Consider the following 16108-nt stretch of genomic DNA (forward strand, 5'->3'; position numbering starts at 1 on the left):
CGCCTGGCTGCACACCTACAACCACCACCGCAACCACACCTCGCTCGGCGGCAAACCACCCATCAGCCGCGTCAACAACGCTGCTGGGCATTACAGCTAGAGCCGCAGCGGCGCGTTGCAGGCGGCCACCAGGGCCTGCCGGCACGCGGTGGTGAGCGGACGCAGCGCCGCGTCCCGCTGCTGCGCCTCGTAGGTGTTGACCGCGCCGCCCGGTGCGCTCTCCCCGGCCAGCGCGAGCACCCGGTCCAGCACCGCGGCGCGGGCGAACAGGCGGCGGGCCCGCGGATCGAAGCCGGGCGGCAGGTCGGTGGCGCCGTCCGGGCGGCGCAGCGCGGCGAGCGCACCGGCCAGCTCCGGCCGCCACTGCGCGACGTCCAGCCGGGTCAGCGTCGCGGTGGTCTCGGCCAGCACGGCGGCGAGTTCGGCCTCGGCCTCCGCCGCACCCGGGGTGGCGAGCGACGCCTTCGGTGCGTCCGCCGGCAGCGGATGGACCCGCCAGAGCACCGTCTCCCAGGTCATCCCCGAGCCGGACGTGTGCGTACGGACCTCGGGCACCAGCCCCATCCCGCTCGCCACCACCGCCTCGCCCGCCACCAGCGCCGCCCCGGCGAATGCGCCCGGGCCGGGCAGGCCGCGCGGGTCGCCGGGCGCGGGCAGCACCAGGCGGATGTCGTCGGGTGAATGCTTGGCGAGGCTGGGCAGGGCCTCCCGCAGCGACACGTCGGTCCAGGTGCCGGGGGCGTCGGCGACGAGGTGCTCCTCGTCGCCGGCGACGGCGTCGGCCACCTCGTCGAACGGCACCAGGCCGGCTCGCCAGGCACGCACCCAGGCGACGAACCGGCTCGACCGGCGCGCAGCCAGCGTGGCCGCGCCCGTTGCGGGGGAGGACATGCGGAAAGGGTACGTGCTCCGCGCCGCTGCTGTCTCGGCTGCCGCACCGGCGGCGCGACCTGGCCCCAACTACCCCCTTCGCACCGTTTCGTGCCGACGGATGACGGCCCGGTCGGCGCGTCGCCGGGCGACACGCCGGGGCACTGGTTAGCGTCAGCGGCATGGCGGGGCGATACGACGGGGACGTGCTGGCCGGCGACTGGCGACGACGGAAGGTGACCCCCGAGGTCGACGCCGAACCCGACCTGGTGGTCGAGGACGCCGACTCCGGATTCTGCGGCGCCGTCGTCGGCTTCGACTCCGGCGCGGTGGTGCTGGAGGACCGGCACGGCCGGCGGCGCAACTTCCCGCTGCTGCCCGCCGCGTTCCTGCTCGACGGCAAGCCGGTCACGCTACGACGGCCGGTCCGCGTCCCGGTGCCCGCCGCGCGCCGGCGTACCGCGTCCGGGTCGATCGCTGTGGACGGCGTACGGGCGCAGGTCGCCAAGGCCAGCCGGATCTGGGTGGAGGGCGTGCACGACGCCGCGCTGGTCGAGCGGATCTGGGGTGACGACCTGCGCATCGAGGGCGTGGTGGTGGAACCGCTGGACGGCATCGACGCGCTCGCCGACGAGGTGCGCGCGTTCGGCCCCGGCCCGGGGCACCGGCTCGGCGTGCTCGTCGACCACCTCGTGCCCGGCTCGAAGGAGAGCCGGATCGTGGCCCGCGTCAACTCGCCGCACGTGCTGGTCACCGGGCACCCGTACGTCGACGTGTGGCAGGCGGTACGCCCGGCGGCGCTGGGTATCGCGGCGTGGCCAGTGGTGCCTCCGGGGCAGCCCTGGAAGGAGGGCGTCTGCGCGGCGCTCGGAGTGGGCGAGCCGGCCGACATGTGGCGGCACATCCTGTCCCGGGTGGACAGTTTCGCCGACGTGGAGACGCCGCTGATCAACGCGATGGAGCGCCTGATCGATTTCGTCACCGAGCCCGGGTGATTAGTCGCTGCCCGGTCGCGGTTGCTGTCAGGGCTGTGGTTGCGGTTGGGGTCCGGGGGCGACCGTGCCCGGCTCCGGGCGGTCAGGCTTGATCCCTGCGCCGGTCACGGTCGCCCCCGGACCCGCCGTGCACCGACCCCGCCCGCCCCGCCCCCGTCCCCGTCCCCCGGTCCCGGGCGCCCTCGCCTGGTTGATCAAGGAGTTTGTGGGCGTATCGGAGATCAACGCCGACACAAACTCCTTGATCACCGGGGTGAGGGTGGCCGGAGTGTGCGTCGATCTTGCAGTTGTGGTCCGCGTGGATCGGGCATATGGGGCGAAGTGCGGGCCGCAAGTGCAAGATCGACGGGGGCGGGGCGGGGCGGGGCGGGGGCGGGTGGGGCTGTCAGGGGAGTTCGTCGGGGGTGCGGGTCAGGACGAATGTGGCTATGTCCAGGGCTGTCGGGGTGCCGGAACCGTCTCGGATGACGGTGAGGATCTCGCCGTCCTGGGAGCCGGATCGGCCCCGCCACCGGTCCGGGCCCTCCGGGGTGAACCGGAGCACCGGCCTGCCCACCTGACCGCCGACCAGGTCACCGGCGGCGTCGACGCGGAACTCGTACTCGCCGCCCATCCACCACCAGCGGCCGGTCAGCGCGGCCACGTCGGCGGCGGGCGGGCCGGCCGGGCGCCAGGGGGCGGGCGCGGCCGGTTCGGCGTCCAGCACCAGCGTGAGCGCCTCCCGGCCGAGCGCGCCGACGTGGTGGCCGCGCAGCCCGTACGCGTTGGCGAAGTTGACCACTGCGGTGCGGGTGGGCCGGTGCACGGCCAGGCCGGCGACGTACCCGGGCATGGAGCCGCCGTGCCCGACGTACACCCGGTCGCCGACCCGGTAGAGCTCCACGCCGAGGCCGTGGCCGCCGGTCCACGAGTCCAGGTCGTTGATCACCACTGGGGCGCACATCTCGGTGAGCGTGGCGGGGGAGAGCACCGCCGGGTCCGGGTCGGCCAGGAACGCCGCCCAGCGGCCCAGGTCCTCGACCGTCGACCAGAGCTGCCCGGCCGGGGCCATCGCCCCGGTGTCGGTACGCGGCTCCTCCCGCAGCGTCTCGTGCCAGGGGTGGACGACGTAACCGGGGGCGTACGGCTCGGTGGGGTGGTACGTGGTGCGGCGCATGCCCAGCGGTGTCAGCAGCCGCTCGGTCAGCAGGTCCGCCCACGGGGTGCCGGTGATCCGTTCCAGCACGGCGCCGAGCAGCCCGTACGCCAGGTTCGAGTAGTGGTAGACGAAGTGCGGCGGATGAGCGATCTTGTCCGGCGTCAGCCCGGCCAGCAGCGTGTCCAGGTCCGTGCCCTCGGCGCGCTCCCACCAGTCGCCGTCCGGCTCGCGTTGCAGGCCGCTGACGTGCCCGAGCAGGTGGCGCACCGTCACCGTGCCGACCGGGGTGCCGGGCAGGTGGGCGTCGAGCGGGTCGTCGAGCGCCAGCCGGCCGGCGTCGCGCTGCTGCATCACCAGCACCGCGGTCATGGTCTTGGTGATCGAGCCGACCCGGTACTGGAGGTCGCCGTCCGGGCGGGGCGTCTCACCGGCGACCGCCAGGTGCGCCAGCCGGCCGTCGCGGACCACGCCGAGGGCGAGCGAGGGACCGCGCCCCTCGGCCTGGGCCCGGGCGACCAGCAGGTCCACCTGACGCGCGGTCTCGGGCAGCAGGGGCATGTCGTCCTCCTCGTCGGCGGGTGCCGCGGTACGCCGTGCCGAGCCTAGCGATCATGACAGTTCGATGACACGTGCGTTGACGTGTCAGGATTGTTCTCGTGGACGCCGTGTTCTGGATCGTTCTGGGTGTGGTATTAGCGGTCGCCGAGATCTTCACGACGACGCTCTTCCTGATCATGTTCGGGGTCGGGGCGTTCGCCGCCGCCGGCGCCGCGGCGCTCGGTGCGCCGGTGGCGCTCCAGGCGGTGGTCTTCGCGGCGGTGTCGGCGCTGTCGGTGGCGGTGGTCCGTCCGGTGGTCCGGCGGCACGCCCGGCCGACGCTGGAGACCGGGGAGCAGCCGTTCGGGGTCGAGGCGCTGGAGGGGGCCACCGCCGTGGTCCTGGAGCCGGTCGACGCCGACCGGGGCATGGTCAAGATCGATGGTGAGCTGTGGACGGCCCGCTCGTACGACGCGACGCGCACGTACGCCGAGGGTGAGCGGGTGCAGGTGATCAAGGTCCGGGGCGCTACCGCCCTGGTATGGCAGGACGACATTTCCACCCCGGGTGAGCTGCCCGAAGCGAAAAGGTGAACGGTATGGAGTTTCTGGCGATCCTGATGATCGCGGTGGCGTTGATCGGTGTGGTGACGCTGTTCAAGGCGGTGCGGATCGTGCCGCAGCAGCGTCAGGACGTGGTGGAGCGGCTGGGCCGGTACAAGCGCACGCTGAACCCGGGCCTTAACCTGCTGGTGCCGTTCGTCGACGCGGTGCGCACCAAGGTCGACATGCGCGAGCAGGTGGTCAGCTTCCCGCCCCAGCCGGTGATCACCTCCGACAACCTGGTCGTCTCGATCGACACGGTCCTCTACTTCAAGGTGGTCGACTCGGTTCGCGCCACCTACGAGATCTCCAACTTCCTCCAGGCCATCGAGCAGCTCACCGTCACCACGCTGCGTAACGTGATCGGCTCGCTCGACCTGGAGCGCGCGCTGACCAGCCGCGAGGAGATCAACCGGCACCTGTCCGGCGTGCTGGACGAGACCACCGGCCGCTGGGGCATCAAGGTGACCCGGGTCGAGATCAAGGCGATCGAGCCGCCGCCGAGCATCCGCGACTCGATGGAGAAGCAGATGCGCGCCGAGCGGGACCGCCGTGCCGCGATCCTCAACGCCGAGGGGCACAAGCAGTCGCAGATCCTCACCGCCGAGGGTGAGAAGCAGGCCGCGGTGCTGCGTGCCGACGGTGACCGGCAGGCCCGGATCCTCCAGGCGGAGGGCCAGGCCAAGGCGATCCGTACCGTCTTCGACGCGATCCACACCGCCAACCCGAGCCAGAAGGTGCTCGCCTACCAGTACCTCCAGGCGCTGCCGCAGATCGCCAACGGCACCGCCAACAAGGTCTGGATCGTCCCGACCGAGCTGACCAAGGCCCTGGAGGGCATGGGCGGCGCGCTGGGCGGGCTCGCGAACATGGCCGGCGACGTGCCGTCGCCGGAGGCCGCCAAGAGCGCCGGCGAGGTCGAGCGGGAGGCCGCCGAGGCCGCCCAGGCCGCGGCCGTCGCGGCCCAGGAGATCCACGACGAGGTACGCGTGGCGGAGGCGCAGGCCACCGGCGGCAACAACCCGAAGGGTCTGCCCGCGCCGGAGCCGGTGTCCCCGGCCAGCCTGGTGAACGACCCGGCGGACCAGCGCGAGCGGGGCTGACCGGCAAATCCGAGAATCCCTCATACGGCGCTCCGGCGACTGCCACCATCGGTTTCAGGACGGGTGGTGAGCAGGGCCGGAGCGCCGTTTGCGCGTCCCGGGCCGCCCGTGGCGCGAACGAGGTGAGGCATGAAGGACCCGGCGAACCGGCTGTTCTCCCGTACCCCGGTCCCCGGCGCGCACGACCCCGCCGGTCCGATCGGCTCCCGGCGTACCGGAGGGGGTTTCGGGGTCCTGCCGTTCGTCTCCGAACCCGGCCCGGGAGCGCCTGCGACCGACGCGACCTGGGCCTGGTCGATCCGCCGGTTCGCCCGCGCGGCGGTCTGGCTGCTCCCGGCGTACGCGGTCCTCTACGGCCTGGTGGCGATGGCCAGCGACGGCGGTGTGGGCAACGACCCGTATCCGGCCGACGGCCGGCCGCTCTACCTGGTCGGCTGGGTCGCCTCGGTGTGGCTGGGGCTGCTCGCCCTGCTCGCGCTCACCGGCCTGCTCGCCGCCACCCGCTGCCGCCGCGTCGCGCTGGCCGGGCTGCTGGCGAGCATCGGCGGGATGGTGCTGATGCTGCCGTTCGCCGGGCTGGCCGAGCAGACGCCGGTGTTCGGCGTGACCGCGCGCGGCATCGTGCTGTTCGGCGCCACCCTCTACAGCGTGGGCTGGTTCCTGACCGGCTGGTCGGTCGCCCGGTCCGGGATGTTCTCCTACGGCGACGGGACCATGCTGATGATCGCCGCCCCGCTGCTCGGCCTGGGCGGCGCGCTGATCGGCTCGCTCCAGACGTTCGGCGCGATCTTCGTGCTGGTCGCCGGCATCGGCATCGGCTACCGCAGCGGCCGCCTGGTGCCCGAGACCATCGCCCGGGACGCCGCAGCCGCCAGCGTCGCCGCCGCACCGGTGCCGCCGACGTCACCGAAGGGCCCACTCGGCGCCGGATGACCGGTTCGTCCGGCCGCCGGGAGCTGAACGGTTGCCGTGAGGTAACTGACAGTTGCCTGGCGAGGTGGCCGGTAGGCGGCTTTCGTGGCAATCCTGGAGTCCATGCCGTCTCCCAGGTCGCCGCTGTCGCGGCTGTTCACCGTGCTGCTGGCCGGCCTGCTCGCCGGGCTCGTCCTCGCGCTCGCCGCGCTTCCCGGCGGCCTGCTCGGCGGGTTCGCCGCGCGGGCCGCGCTCGGCGCGTACGCGGACCTGCCCGACGCGCTGCGCACCCCCGTGCAGCCGCAGCGCTCCTACCTCTACGCCAACGACGGCACCACCCTGATCACCACGTTCTACGACGTGAACCGCACCGACGTGTCGCTGGACGAGATCGCCCCGGTGATGCGGCAGGCGATCATCGCGGCCGAGGACCGGCGGTTCTACTCGCACGGCGGCGCTGACCTGCGCGGCATCGCCCGCGCGCTGGTGGCGAACGTCAAGGGCGGCGGCACCGAGCAGGGCGGGTCCACGCTGACCATGCAGTACGTCCGCAACGTGCTCAAGACCGACCCGAACCGCACCCCCGAGGAGCGGCAGGCCGCCACCGAGCAGACCGTCGGGCGCAAGCTCCAGGAGATCCGGTACGCGAACGCGCTGGAGCAGTCGCTCTCAAAGGACGAGATCCTCAACCGCTACCTCAACATCGCGTACTTCGGCTCCGGCGCGTACGGCGTCGCCGCCGCGAGCCAGCGCTACTTCGGCAAGGCCCCGGCCGACCTGACGCTGGGCGAGGCGGCGCTGCTCGCCGGCCTGGTCCAGTCGCCCGACGCGTACAGCCCGATCGACGGCGACAAGGACCAGGCGCTGGCCCGGCGCGGGTACGTGCTCGACGCGATGGCCGAGACCGGCGCGATCACCGCGCAGCAGGCCGCCGCGGCGAAGACCGAGGCGCTGACGCTGCGCCCCACCGCCCAGCCCAACGGCTGCACCGCCACCGCCCAGGGGCACGACGACTGGGGCTTCTTCTGCGACTACCTGCGCCGCTGGTGGCTCACCCAGCCGGCCTTCGGCAGCACGCCCGAGGAGCGGGAGCAGGCACTGCGCCGGGGCGGTTACCGCGTCGTCACCACGCTCGACCCGGAGATCCAGCAGACCGCGCAGGAGCAGGCCACCAAGGTCTACGGGTACGGCAACAAGCGGGCGCTGCCGATCGCGGCGGTCGAGCCCGGCACCGGCCGGGTGCTCGCCATGGCGGTGAACCGGCACTACAGCCTCGACGCCAACCCGGACGGGCAGGCCAACCACCCGAACACGGTCAACCCGCTGATCTCCGGCGGCGCCAGCGTCGACGGCTACCAGGCCGGCTCGACGTTCAAGATGTTCACCATGCTGGCCGCGCTGGAGGCCGGCAAGCCGCTGTCCACCGGCTTCGACGCCCCCAGCAGGCTGCCCACCCGGTACGCCTCGGACGACGAGGGCAACTGCGACGGCACGTGGTGCCCGGCGAACGCCAACCCGCAGTGGATGGACGGCTACCGGATGATGTGGGACGGCTTCGGCCGCTCCGTCAACACGTACTTCGTCTGGCTGGCCGAGCAGGTCGGCGAGGACAAGGTGGTGGAGATGGCCCAGCGCCTCGGCATCACCTTCCGGGCCGACTCCGACGCCGCGTTCGCCCGCGACAACGCCGCCAACTGGGGCGCGTTCACGCTCGGCGTCGCCGCCACCACCCCGCTGGACCTGGCGAACGCGTACGCCACGGTGGCCGCCGAGGGCACGTACTGCACGCCGCTGCCGGTGGTCTCGGTGACCGCGCCGGACGGCGGCGCCGTCGACGTGGCGCAGCCGTCCTGCAAGCGGGTGCTCGAACCGGACGTGGCCCGCGCCGCCACCGACGCGGCCCGCTGCCCGGTCGGCCAGCAGTCCGCGTTCGACCAGTGCAACGGCGGCACCGCCACCGCCGTCGACCGGATCGTCGGCCGCCCGGTGGCCGGCAAGACCGGCAGCTCGGAGCGCAACGCCACCGAGACGTTCGTCGGCTACACCCCGCAGGTCGCGGTGGCAGGCATCGCCGCCAACCCGGACGACGTCACCGACCTGGTCGGCTCCGCCGTGCAGGCCAAGGTGATCGACGCGGTGGCCCGGACCATCAAGACGGCGCTCGCCGGCAAGCCGGTGGCCGACTTCACCGCGCCGAGCCGGGCGCTGGTCGGCGACCCGCAGCGCCCACAGCCGCCCCGCCGGACCGAGCCGGACCGCCGCGAGCAGCGCCAGGACAGCGAGCTGCCCTCCGACGTGCTGCGCTGGCTGCGCGGCCGCGGGTAAGGAAGGGCCCCTTCTTAACGCCTCCGGTAGAGGAAGGGCCCCTTCTTAACGCCGCGCCGCGGCGCCGGACCCGCAACCGCGTCGACGGCCGCGTCCACGACCGCGTCGAGGGCGGCGGCCACCTCGTCCGGGGTGCCGTCGCCGTCGAGCGTGACGAACGAGCCGAACTCCGGCAGTGCCCGGTACGCACCGTCCAGCGCGCGCAGGTGCGCCAGCTCCTCGGTGTCGATGCCCCGCGCGGCCACCCGCCGCTGCGCCACCCCGGGCGAGGTGGCGAGGAAACACACCACCGCCGGGCGCGGGAAGACCGCGTAGACGGCGCGTACCGCGCGCCGTCCCCGGTCGCCGCGGGCCGCCATGATCACGTCCTGGCACCAGGTCCACCGGTCCAGCACCGCCACCCGTCCGGTCAGGCGGGCCACCGCGACGGTCCGGGCCATCGCCGCCGCGCGCACCGTCGCCTCCAGCGCCGGATAGACGGTACGGCCGAACAGCGCCGTCCCGTCGGCGCGGCCGAGCGCCCGCGCCAGCCGGTTCCACAGCGGCCGCCCACCGGCGTTCTCGAAGTACCGCGCCCGGACGCCCTGCTCGCGCAGCCGCGCCGCCAAAGCCCTGGCCTGGGTGGTCTTGCCGGAGCCGTCGACGCCGATCAGCGCGATCATCACGGGGCGGCCCATGGGCCCGGACGCTAACGCACCCGGACAACTCTCCACGGCACGTGTCGGATCCGGCCGGGCGGCTCCGACCCACCGGTGAGCGTGTCCGACCGGGACGCGCCGCAACGCGGAGGAGCAGCGCATGGGCAACGTCGTCTACGGGGTGCACACGTCGGTCGACGGCTTCATCGAGGGCCCGAACGGCGAGTTCGACTGGCCGGAGATGGGGGAGGAGCTGTCCGCGTACTCGATCGGGCTGGCCGAGCGGGCCGACGCCTTCGTCTACGGGCGGCGGGTGTGGGAGATGATGTCCTCGTACTGGCCGCAGGTCGAGTCGATCTCCGACCACCCGCACGACCTGGCGTTCGCGCCGATCTGGCGGCGTACCCCGAAGATCGTGGTCTCCCGCACGCTCGCCGAGGCTCCCCACGGCGCCGTTGTGGTCGGCGGCGGCGACCTGGCGAAGGAGTTCGCCGAGGTCCGCGAGCGGTTCCCCGGCGACCTGCTGGTCACCGGCGGCACCGGCGCGGCGACGGCCTTGGCCGCGCTCGGGCTCGTCGACACCTACGAGGTGATCGTGCACCCGGTGGTGCTCGGCGGCGGACGGCAGGTGCTGCCCGGCCTGGCCCGGCAGAGCCTGCGGCTGGTCGAGACGCGCCGGTTCGACGGACGGTCGGTGCTGCTGCGCTACGGGCGGGCCTGACGCCTCAGCGGCCCCGGCGGCGGGGCCGGTACGTGGCGAGCGCGGCCGGCACGCCGCGCCGCATGATGCCGGCCCGGTCGCTGTCCCCGCGCAGCACCGCGGCGGCGGTCTTGCGGGCCTGCTCGATGGTGAAGTGCGGCGGCAGCATCAGCTCGGCCGGGTCCACCACGGCGTTCACCACCACCGGGCGGTCCGCGTCGAGCACCCGCTGCCACAGGCCGTCCACCCGGTCGGGGGAGTCGACCAGCTCACCGCCGAGGCCCAGCACCTCGGCCCACCTGTGGTACGCGACGTCCGGCAGGTCCTGGCTGTCCGGGAACATCGGCGTGCCCTCGCCGGACCGCTGCTCCCAGCTGACGAAGGCCAGATCCCGGTTGTTGAGCACCAGCACCACGAACCGGGGGTCGGCCCACTCCCGCCAGTACCTCGCCACCGTGATCAGCTCGTTGACGCCGTTCATCTGCATCGCGCCGTCGCCGAGCAGCGCGATCACCGGCCGGTCCGGGTGGGCGAACTTCGCCGCCAGCGCGTACGGCATGCCGCCGCCCATTGAGAGCAGCGTGCCGGAGAGGCTGGCCAGCATGCCGGGGCGGACCCGCACGTGCCGGGCGTACCAGGCGGTGGCGGTGCCGCAGTCCACGGCGAGCATGGCGTCGCCCGGCAGCGCGTCGTCGAGCGAGGTGAACAGCGACTGCGGGTTGACCGGGTCGGCCGGCTGGGCGGCGACCTCGCGTTGCGAGGCCCGCCACTTGCCGGTGGCGTCGGCGAGGGTGGCCCGCCAGGCGGTCGGGCCCGGCCCCGGGCCCAGCTCCTTGAGCAGGGCGCGCAGCGTCGGCCCGGCGTCACCGGTCAGGTTCACCTCGGTCGGGTAACGCAACCCCATCCGGGTGCCGTCGATGTCGATCTGCACCGCCCGGGCCTGGCCCTCCGGCGGGTAGAACTCCGAGTACGGCATCTGGCTGCCGACGATCAGCAGCCTGTCGCACTCGCGCATGAGCTGCCAGCTCGGGCGGCTGCCGAGCAGGCCGATCGCGCCCGTCACCCAGGGCTGCCGGTGGTCGACGGCGGTGAAGCCGAGCAGCGCGGTGGCGACCCCGGCGCCGAGCCGGTCGGCGATCCGGCGTACCTCGTCCTCGGCGCCCAGCGCGCCCTGCCCGACCAGCATCGCCACCCGCTCGCCGCCGCGCAGCACCTCGGCGGCGCGGCGCACGTCGGCCTCCGGCGGCACCGTCGGCTCGCTGCTCGGCACCGCGCTGGTGTGGTAGTAGCCGTGGGCGTGCGGCGGGTGCGGCACCGCCGGCAGGTCCTGCACGTCGGAGGGCAGGACCAGGGCGGTCACGGTACGCCGGGCCAGCGCCGTCCGGCAGGCCCGGTCGACCAGGTGCCGGGCCTGCGACGGGTCGTCGAGCTGGGCCAGGAACGCCGACGCCACGTCCTTGTAGAGGGAGAGCAGGTCCACCTCCTGGTAGTAGCCGCCGCCCTCGGCGGGCAGCGCGGTGTGCCCGAGCAGCGCCACCACCGGCTGGTGGTCGAGCTTCGCGTCGTAGAGGCCGTTGAGGGCGTGGATCGCGCCGGGGCCGCTGGTCACCACCACGCATCCGAGCGGGCCGCCGCCGTACTTGACGTGCGCGCCGGCCGCGAAACCGGCCGTCTCCTCGTGCCGGACCTGGATGAACCGGGCCCGCCCCTCGGCCCGCTGCAACGCCGAGGTCATGCCGTTGATCCCGTCGCCCGGGTAGCCGTAGTAGCGGTGCACGCCCCACTCGGCGAGCCGGGCCACCAGGTAGTCGGCGACGGTGGCGTCGCGGGGGAGGTTGCCGTCGTGATCCGCGCCCATCGTGGTCCCTCCGTCACCGTCGGCCTTCCGGCTCCGTTCCCCGCCCGGGACGACGGAAACCCGGCCCGCGCCGGAGCGGCCGGGCGGGCCGGGCAGAATCGCCTGGTGCCCGTCCACGAGATCACCGACCCCGACGACGACCGGATCGCCGACTACCGCGCGCTCACCGACGTGGAGCTGCGTACCCGCTGGGAACCGCCGCACGGGCTGTTCATCGCCGAGGGGGAGCTGGTGCTGCGGCGGGCGCTGCGGGCCGGCTACCCGGCCCGGTCGTACCTGGTCGACGCCAAGCGGGTGGACCAGCTCGCCGACCTGGACACCGGTGACGCGCCGGTGTACGCGGCGACGCCGGACGTGCTCCAGCGCGCCACCGGTTTCCACGTGCACCGGGGCGTGCTCGCGTCGTTCCACCGCAAGCCGCTGCGCTCCGCCGACGAGGTGCTCGCCGCCGCCCGGCGGGTGGTGATCCTGGAGGACGTCAACAACCACACGAACCTGGGCGCGATCTTCCGGGGCGCCGCCGCGCTCGGCGTCGACGCGGTGCTGCTGTCCCCGACCTGCGCCGACCCGCTCTACCGGCGCAGCGTACGGGTCAGCATGGGCGAGGTGTTCGCGGTGCCGTACGCCAAGCTCGACAGCTGGCCCGGCGGGCTGGACCAGGTCCGGGCGGCCGGGTTCACAGTGCTCGCGATGACACCGGCGCCTGATGCCGTACCGATGCAGCGGCTGACCCCGGCGCAGCGCGAGCGGGCGGCGTTGCTGCTCGGGGCGGAGGGGCCGGGGCTGACCGCGGCGGCGCAGGCCGCCAGCGACGTGCGGGTGGTGATCCCGATGCGGCGCGGTGTGGATTCGCTGAACGTGGCGGCCGCCGCGGCGGTGGCGTTCTGGGAGCTGGGGCGGGACGACGCGCTCTGACGTACGGCTTGCATGACCATGCGAGACCGTGCATAATCTTCCTTGTGTCCAAGGTTCTCACCTCCCTGCCCATCGGCGAACGTGTCGGCATCGCCTTCTCCGGCGGCCTCGACACCTCGGTAGCCGTCGCGTGGATGCGCGACAAGGGCGCCGTCCCCTGCGCCTACACCGCTGACATCGGCCAGTACGACGAGCCCGACATCGCCTCGGTGCCCGGCCGCGCGCTCAGCTACGGCGCCGAGGTCGCCCGCCTCGTCGACTGCCGCGCCGCCCTGGTCGAGGAAGGGCTGGCGGCGCTGACCTGCGGCGCCTTCCACATCCGCTCCGGCGGGCGGGCCTACTTCAACACCACGCCGCTGGGCCGGGCCGTGACCGGCACGCTGCTGGTCCGCGCGATGATCGCCGACGACGTGCAGATCTGGGGCGACGGCTCGACGTTCAAGGGCAACGACATCGAGCGGTTCTACCGGTACGGCCTGCTGGCGAACCCGCAACTGCGGATCTACAAGCCGTGGCTGGACACCGACTTCGTCACCGAGCTGGGCGGCCGCACCGAGATGTCGGAGTGGCTGCTGGAGCGCGGCCTGCCCTACCGGGACAGCACCGAGAAGGCGTACTCCACCGACGCCAACATCTGGGGCGCCACCCACGAGGCCAAGACGCTCGAACACCTGGACACCGGCATCGAGACCGTCGAGCCGATCATGGGCGTGAAGTTCTGGGATCCGTCCGTGGAGATCCCCACCGAGGACGTCACCATCGGCTTCGACCAGGGCCGCCCGGTGACGATCAACGGCAAGGAGTTCGGCAGCGCCGTCGACCTGGTGCTGGAGGCCAACGCCATCGGCGGCCGGCACGGCCTGGGCATGTCCGACCAGATCGAGAACCGGATCATCGAGGCCAAGAGCCGCGGCATCTACGAGGCCCCCGGCATGGCACTGCTGCACGCCGCGTACGAGCGGCTCGTCAACGCGATCCACAACGAGGACACGCTCGCGAACTACCACAACGAGGGCCGCCGCCTCGGCCGCCTCATGTACGAGGGCCGCTGGCTGGACCCGCAGGCGCTGATGCTGCGCGAGTCGCTGCAGCGCTGGGTCGGCACGGCGGTCACCGGCGAGGTCACGCTGCGGCTGCGCCGGGGCGAGGACTACTCGATCCTCGACACCACCGGCCCGGCGTTCAGCTACCACCCGGACAAGCTGTCGATGGAGCGCACCCAGGACTCGGCGTTCGGCCCGGCCGACCGGATCGGCCAGCTCACCATGCGCAACCTCGACATCGCCGACTCCCGGGCCAAGCTGGAGCAGTACGCCTCCGTCGGCATGGTCGGCGGCGGCACCCCGCAGCGGATCGTCGGCGCCGCCCAGGCGGCCTCGACCGGGCTGATCGGCGCCATGCCGCAGGGCGGCGCGGAGGCCATCGCCTCCCGGGGCGTGCCCACCGCCGAGGACGAGGCGCTCGACCGGGCCGCGATGGAGTTCGGCGTCGACTGATCGCCGCCGTCCGCGGACCGTCGTCCCTCCGGGCAGCGGTCCGCGGCTCGTCTCACCTGACCGCCCGCCGGTCCCGCCTCCCCGCGGGCCGGCGGGCGGTGTGGCTTTCGGCAACGGTGGTGACGCAGGGTAGCGTGTCGCCCGTGTTCCCTACCGTGCGTGAGGTGCTGGACCTGGTGCCCGTGCGCCACGGCGCGCCGCGCCTGGTCGCCGGGAACGCCGGGCTGGACCGGTCGGTGCGCTGGGTGCACATCGCCGAGGTGCCCGACATCGCCACCCTGCTCGGCGGCGGGGAACTGGTCCTCACCACCGGGATCGGCCTGCCGGGCGACGACGCCGGGCTCCGCGAGTTCATCGGCGCGCTGGCCGACGTCGGCGTCTCCGGGCTGGTGGTCGAACTGGGCCGCCGCTACGTCAGCGGAGTGCCACGCGTGATGGCCGCCGCCGCCGAACGACGTGGCCTGCCCCTGATCGAGCTGCGCCGGGGCACACCGTTCGTCCGGATCACCGAGGCGGTGCACGCGCTGATCGTGGACGCCCAGCTCACCGAGCTGCGCGCCACCGAGGAGATCCACCAGCGGTTCACCGAACTGTCGGTGGAGGGCGCCGAACCGGCTGAGGTGCTGCGGCAGGCCGCCGAGCTGGCCGGCTGCCCGATGGTGCTGGAGAACCTGTCCCGGCAGGTGCTCGCGTACGACCCGGCGGGGGAGAACGCCCAACTGCTGCTGGACGGCTGGGAGCGGCACTCGCGGCAGATCCGCCCGCCCGGGCGCACCGCGTACGACCCGGACAGCGGCTGGCTCGTCACCACAGTGGGCGCGCGGGGACAGGACTGGGGACGGCTGCTGCTGCGCTGGCCGGCGACCGAGTCCACCCCGCCGACCCGGCTGACCATCCTGATCGAACGGGCCGCCTCCACGCTGGCGCTGGGCCGGCTGATCCGCCGCGACGCCGAGGGCCTGGAACGGCAGATCCACCGTACGCTGCTGACCGCCCTGATCGACCACACCCGTCCGGTGGACGAGGTGGCGCTGCGCGCCAAGGCGCTCGGCGTCGTCCTGGACCGCCGCCACCTGGTCGGCGTCGTGGTCCGGCACCGCGCCGACGAGCCGTCCGGTGACGCGGGCGCCCCCGACGACGAGCCGGCTGCCCGCCGGGGCGCGCGCCGCGACACCGACGCCGAGGACCCGGAAGCCGGCCCGGCCCGGCTGCGCGACCTCGCCGAGGCGGTCAGCCAGGCCGTCCGGGACGCCAAGCTCACCGCGCTGACCAGCCCGCTCGACGACCAGGCCGTGGGCGCGCTGCTGGCGCTCCCCGACCCGGCCGCCGAGGAGAAGGCACTGTCCGCGTTCGCCGCGGCGTTGCGCCGGGTACGCCTCGACGCCGCCCCCGCCGCCCGCCCGGCGTCCCGCCCGTCGGAGTCACCTGACCGGCCCGCAGGACGGGCCGTGACATCGGGGAGCGCACGGCCGGTCGACGCGCCGCCCCGAGCCGCGATCGTGGTGGCGGCCGGGTCCGGTGTGGGCAGCCTGCGCGAGGCACGCCGGTCACTGATCGAGGCGCGGCAGGTGGCGGAGGCGGCGCGGCGGGATCCCCGGGACCTGCCCTGCTACCGGCTGCCGCACGTGGGGCTGGCCGGGCTGCTGCACCTGTTGCGTGACGAGCCCCGGTTGCAGACGTTCGTCGAGCGTGAACTCGGGCCGCTGCTCGCCTACGACGCCCAGCACCCGCGGGAGCAGTTGCTCGGTACGCTGCGGGCGTACCTGGAGCAGGGGCGCAACAAGTCGGCCGGCGCCGCCGCCGCGCACCTGTCCCGGCCGGCGTTCTACGAACGGCTGGCCCGCATCGGCCGCATCCTCGACGCCGACCTCGACTCGGTGGACAGGTGCCTGTCCCTGCACGTGGCCCTGCTCGCCCTGGACGCCATCCGCACCCCCTGACGCCGCCCGGGCCAAACCCTGCCCGTCCCGCCCTCCGCCCCTCCGCGCTGTCCCGCGTCGATCTTGGAGTTGCGGCGCC

13 protein-coding genes are annotated in these 16108 nt (G+C 73.8%); 9 read left to right on the top strand and 4 right to left on the bottom strand.

Annotation, left to right across the window (positions count from 1 at the left end):
- Positions 1–96: 96 nt before the first annotated feature.
- On the bottom strand, positions 97–891 hold the full coding sequence (locus tag FB454_RS24110; protein WP_013287367.1) for a hypothetical protein: 795 nt from the start codon (positions 889–891) through the stop codon (positions 97–99).
- A gap of 161 nt (positions 892–1052) precedes the next feature.
- Between FB454_RS24110 and FB454_RS24115 the strand changes: the two genes are divergently transcribed.
- Positions 1053–1865 (top strand): DUF3097 domain-containing protein, encoded by an 813-nt coding sequence (locus tag FB454_RS24115; protein WP_091331214.1) that lies wholly within the window; start codon positions 1053–1055, stop codon positions 1863–1865.
- Between the two features lie 385 nt (positions 1866–2250).
- Here FB454_RS24115 and FB454_RS24120 read toward each other — a convergent pair whose 3' ends face one another.
- Complete coding sequence (locus FB454_RS24120; RefSeq protein ID WP_071098461.1) at positions 2251–3561, bottom strand: serine hydrolase domain-containing protein; 1311 nt, start codon at positions 3559–3561, stop codon at positions 2251–2253.
- A 98-nt stretch (positions 3562–3659) separates the two neighbouring features.
- Here FB454_RS24120 and FB454_RS24125 point away from each other — a divergent pair, with 98 nt between their 5' ends.
- The 4 genes from FB454_RS24125 to FB454_RS24140 all read left to right on the top strand — a co-directional run bounded on the left by FB454_RS24125 (position 3660) and on the right by FB454_RS24140 (position 8482).
- Positions 3660–4133 carry an NfeD family protein gene (locus FB454_RS24125; RefSeq protein ID WP_013287364.1) on the top strand — a complete coding sequence of 158 codons (474 nt, stop codon included), beginning with the start codon at positions 3660–3662 and terminating at the stop codon, positions 4131–4133.
- A 5-nt stretch (positions 4134–4138) separates the two neighbouring features.
- Positions 4139–5245, top strand: coding sequence for an SPFH domain-containing protein (locus FB454_RS24130; RefSeq protein ID WP_013287363.1), 1107 nt, complete (start codon positions 4139–4141; stop codon positions 5243–5245).
- A gap of 129 nt (positions 5246–5374) precedes the next feature.
- Positions 5375–6178 (top strand): hypothetical protein, encoded by an 804-nt coding sequence (locus FB454_RS24135; protein ID WP_013475946.1) that lies wholly within the window; start codon positions 5375–5377, stop codon positions 6176–6178.
- A 102-nt stretch (positions 6179–6280) separates the two neighbouring features.
- Positions 6281–8482 (top strand): transglycosylase domain-containing protein, encoded by a 2202-nt coding sequence (locus FB454_RS24140; RefSeq protein WP_030272709.1) that lies wholly within the window; start codon positions 6281–6283, stop codon positions 8480–8482.
- A 14-nt stretch (positions 8483–8496) separates the two neighbouring features.
- On the opposite strand, the gene FB454_RS24145 is transcribed toward FB454_RS24140, so the two are convergent.
- A complete protein-coding gene (locus tag FB454_RS24145) occupies positions 8497–9159 on the bottom strand; it encodes a nucleoside/nucleotide kinase family protein (RefSeq protein WP_145823520.1) in 663 nt (220 codons plus the stop codon).
- Between the two features lie 121 nt (positions 9160–9280).
- On the opposite strand from FB454_RS24145, the gene FB454_RS24150 reads away from it, so the two are divergent.
- Positions 9281–9841 (top strand): dihydrofolate reductase family protein, encoded by a 561-nt coding sequence (locus FB454_RS24150; protein WP_145823521.1) that lies wholly within the window; start codon positions 9281–9283, stop codon positions 9839–9841.
- Positions 9842–9845: 4 nt separating this feature from the next.
- Here FB454_RS24150 and FB454_RS24155 read toward each other — a convergent pair whose 3' ends face one another.
- A complete protein-coding gene (locus tag FB454_RS24155; protein WP_145823522.1) occupies positions 9846–11678 on the bottom strand; it encodes a thiamine pyrophosphate-requiring protein in 1833 nt (610 codons plus the stop codon).
- A 102-nt stretch (positions 11679–11780) separates the two neighbouring features.
- On the opposite strand from FB454_RS24155, the gene FB454_RS24160 reads away from it, so the two are divergent.
- The 3 genes from FB454_RS24160 to FB454_RS24170 all read left to right on the top strand — a co-directional run bounded on the left by FB454_RS24160 (position 11781) and on the right by FB454_RS24170 (position 16029).
- Positions 11781–12593: a TrmH family RNA methyltransferase gene (locus FB454_RS24160; RefSeq protein ID WP_221488565.1), complete on the top strand. Its 813-nt coding sequence runs from the start codon at positions 11781–11783 to the stop codon at positions 12591–12593.
- Between the two features lie 44 nt (positions 12594–12637).
- Entirely contained in the window at positions 12638–14089 is a 1452-nt protein-coding gene (gene argG, locus FB454_RS24165; protein WP_041799074.1) for an argininosuccinate synthase, read from the top strand.
- A 143-nt stretch (positions 14090–14232) separates the two neighbouring features.
- Positions 14233–16029, top strand: a complete 1797-nt coding sequence (locus tag FB454_RS24170; protein WP_486485447.1) for a PucR family transcriptional regulator — start codon at positions 14233–14235, stop codon at positions 16027–16029.
- Positions 16030–16108 lie beyond the last annotated feature (79 nt).

This window comes from Micromonospora sp. CNZ297 (genome assembly GCF_007827625.1).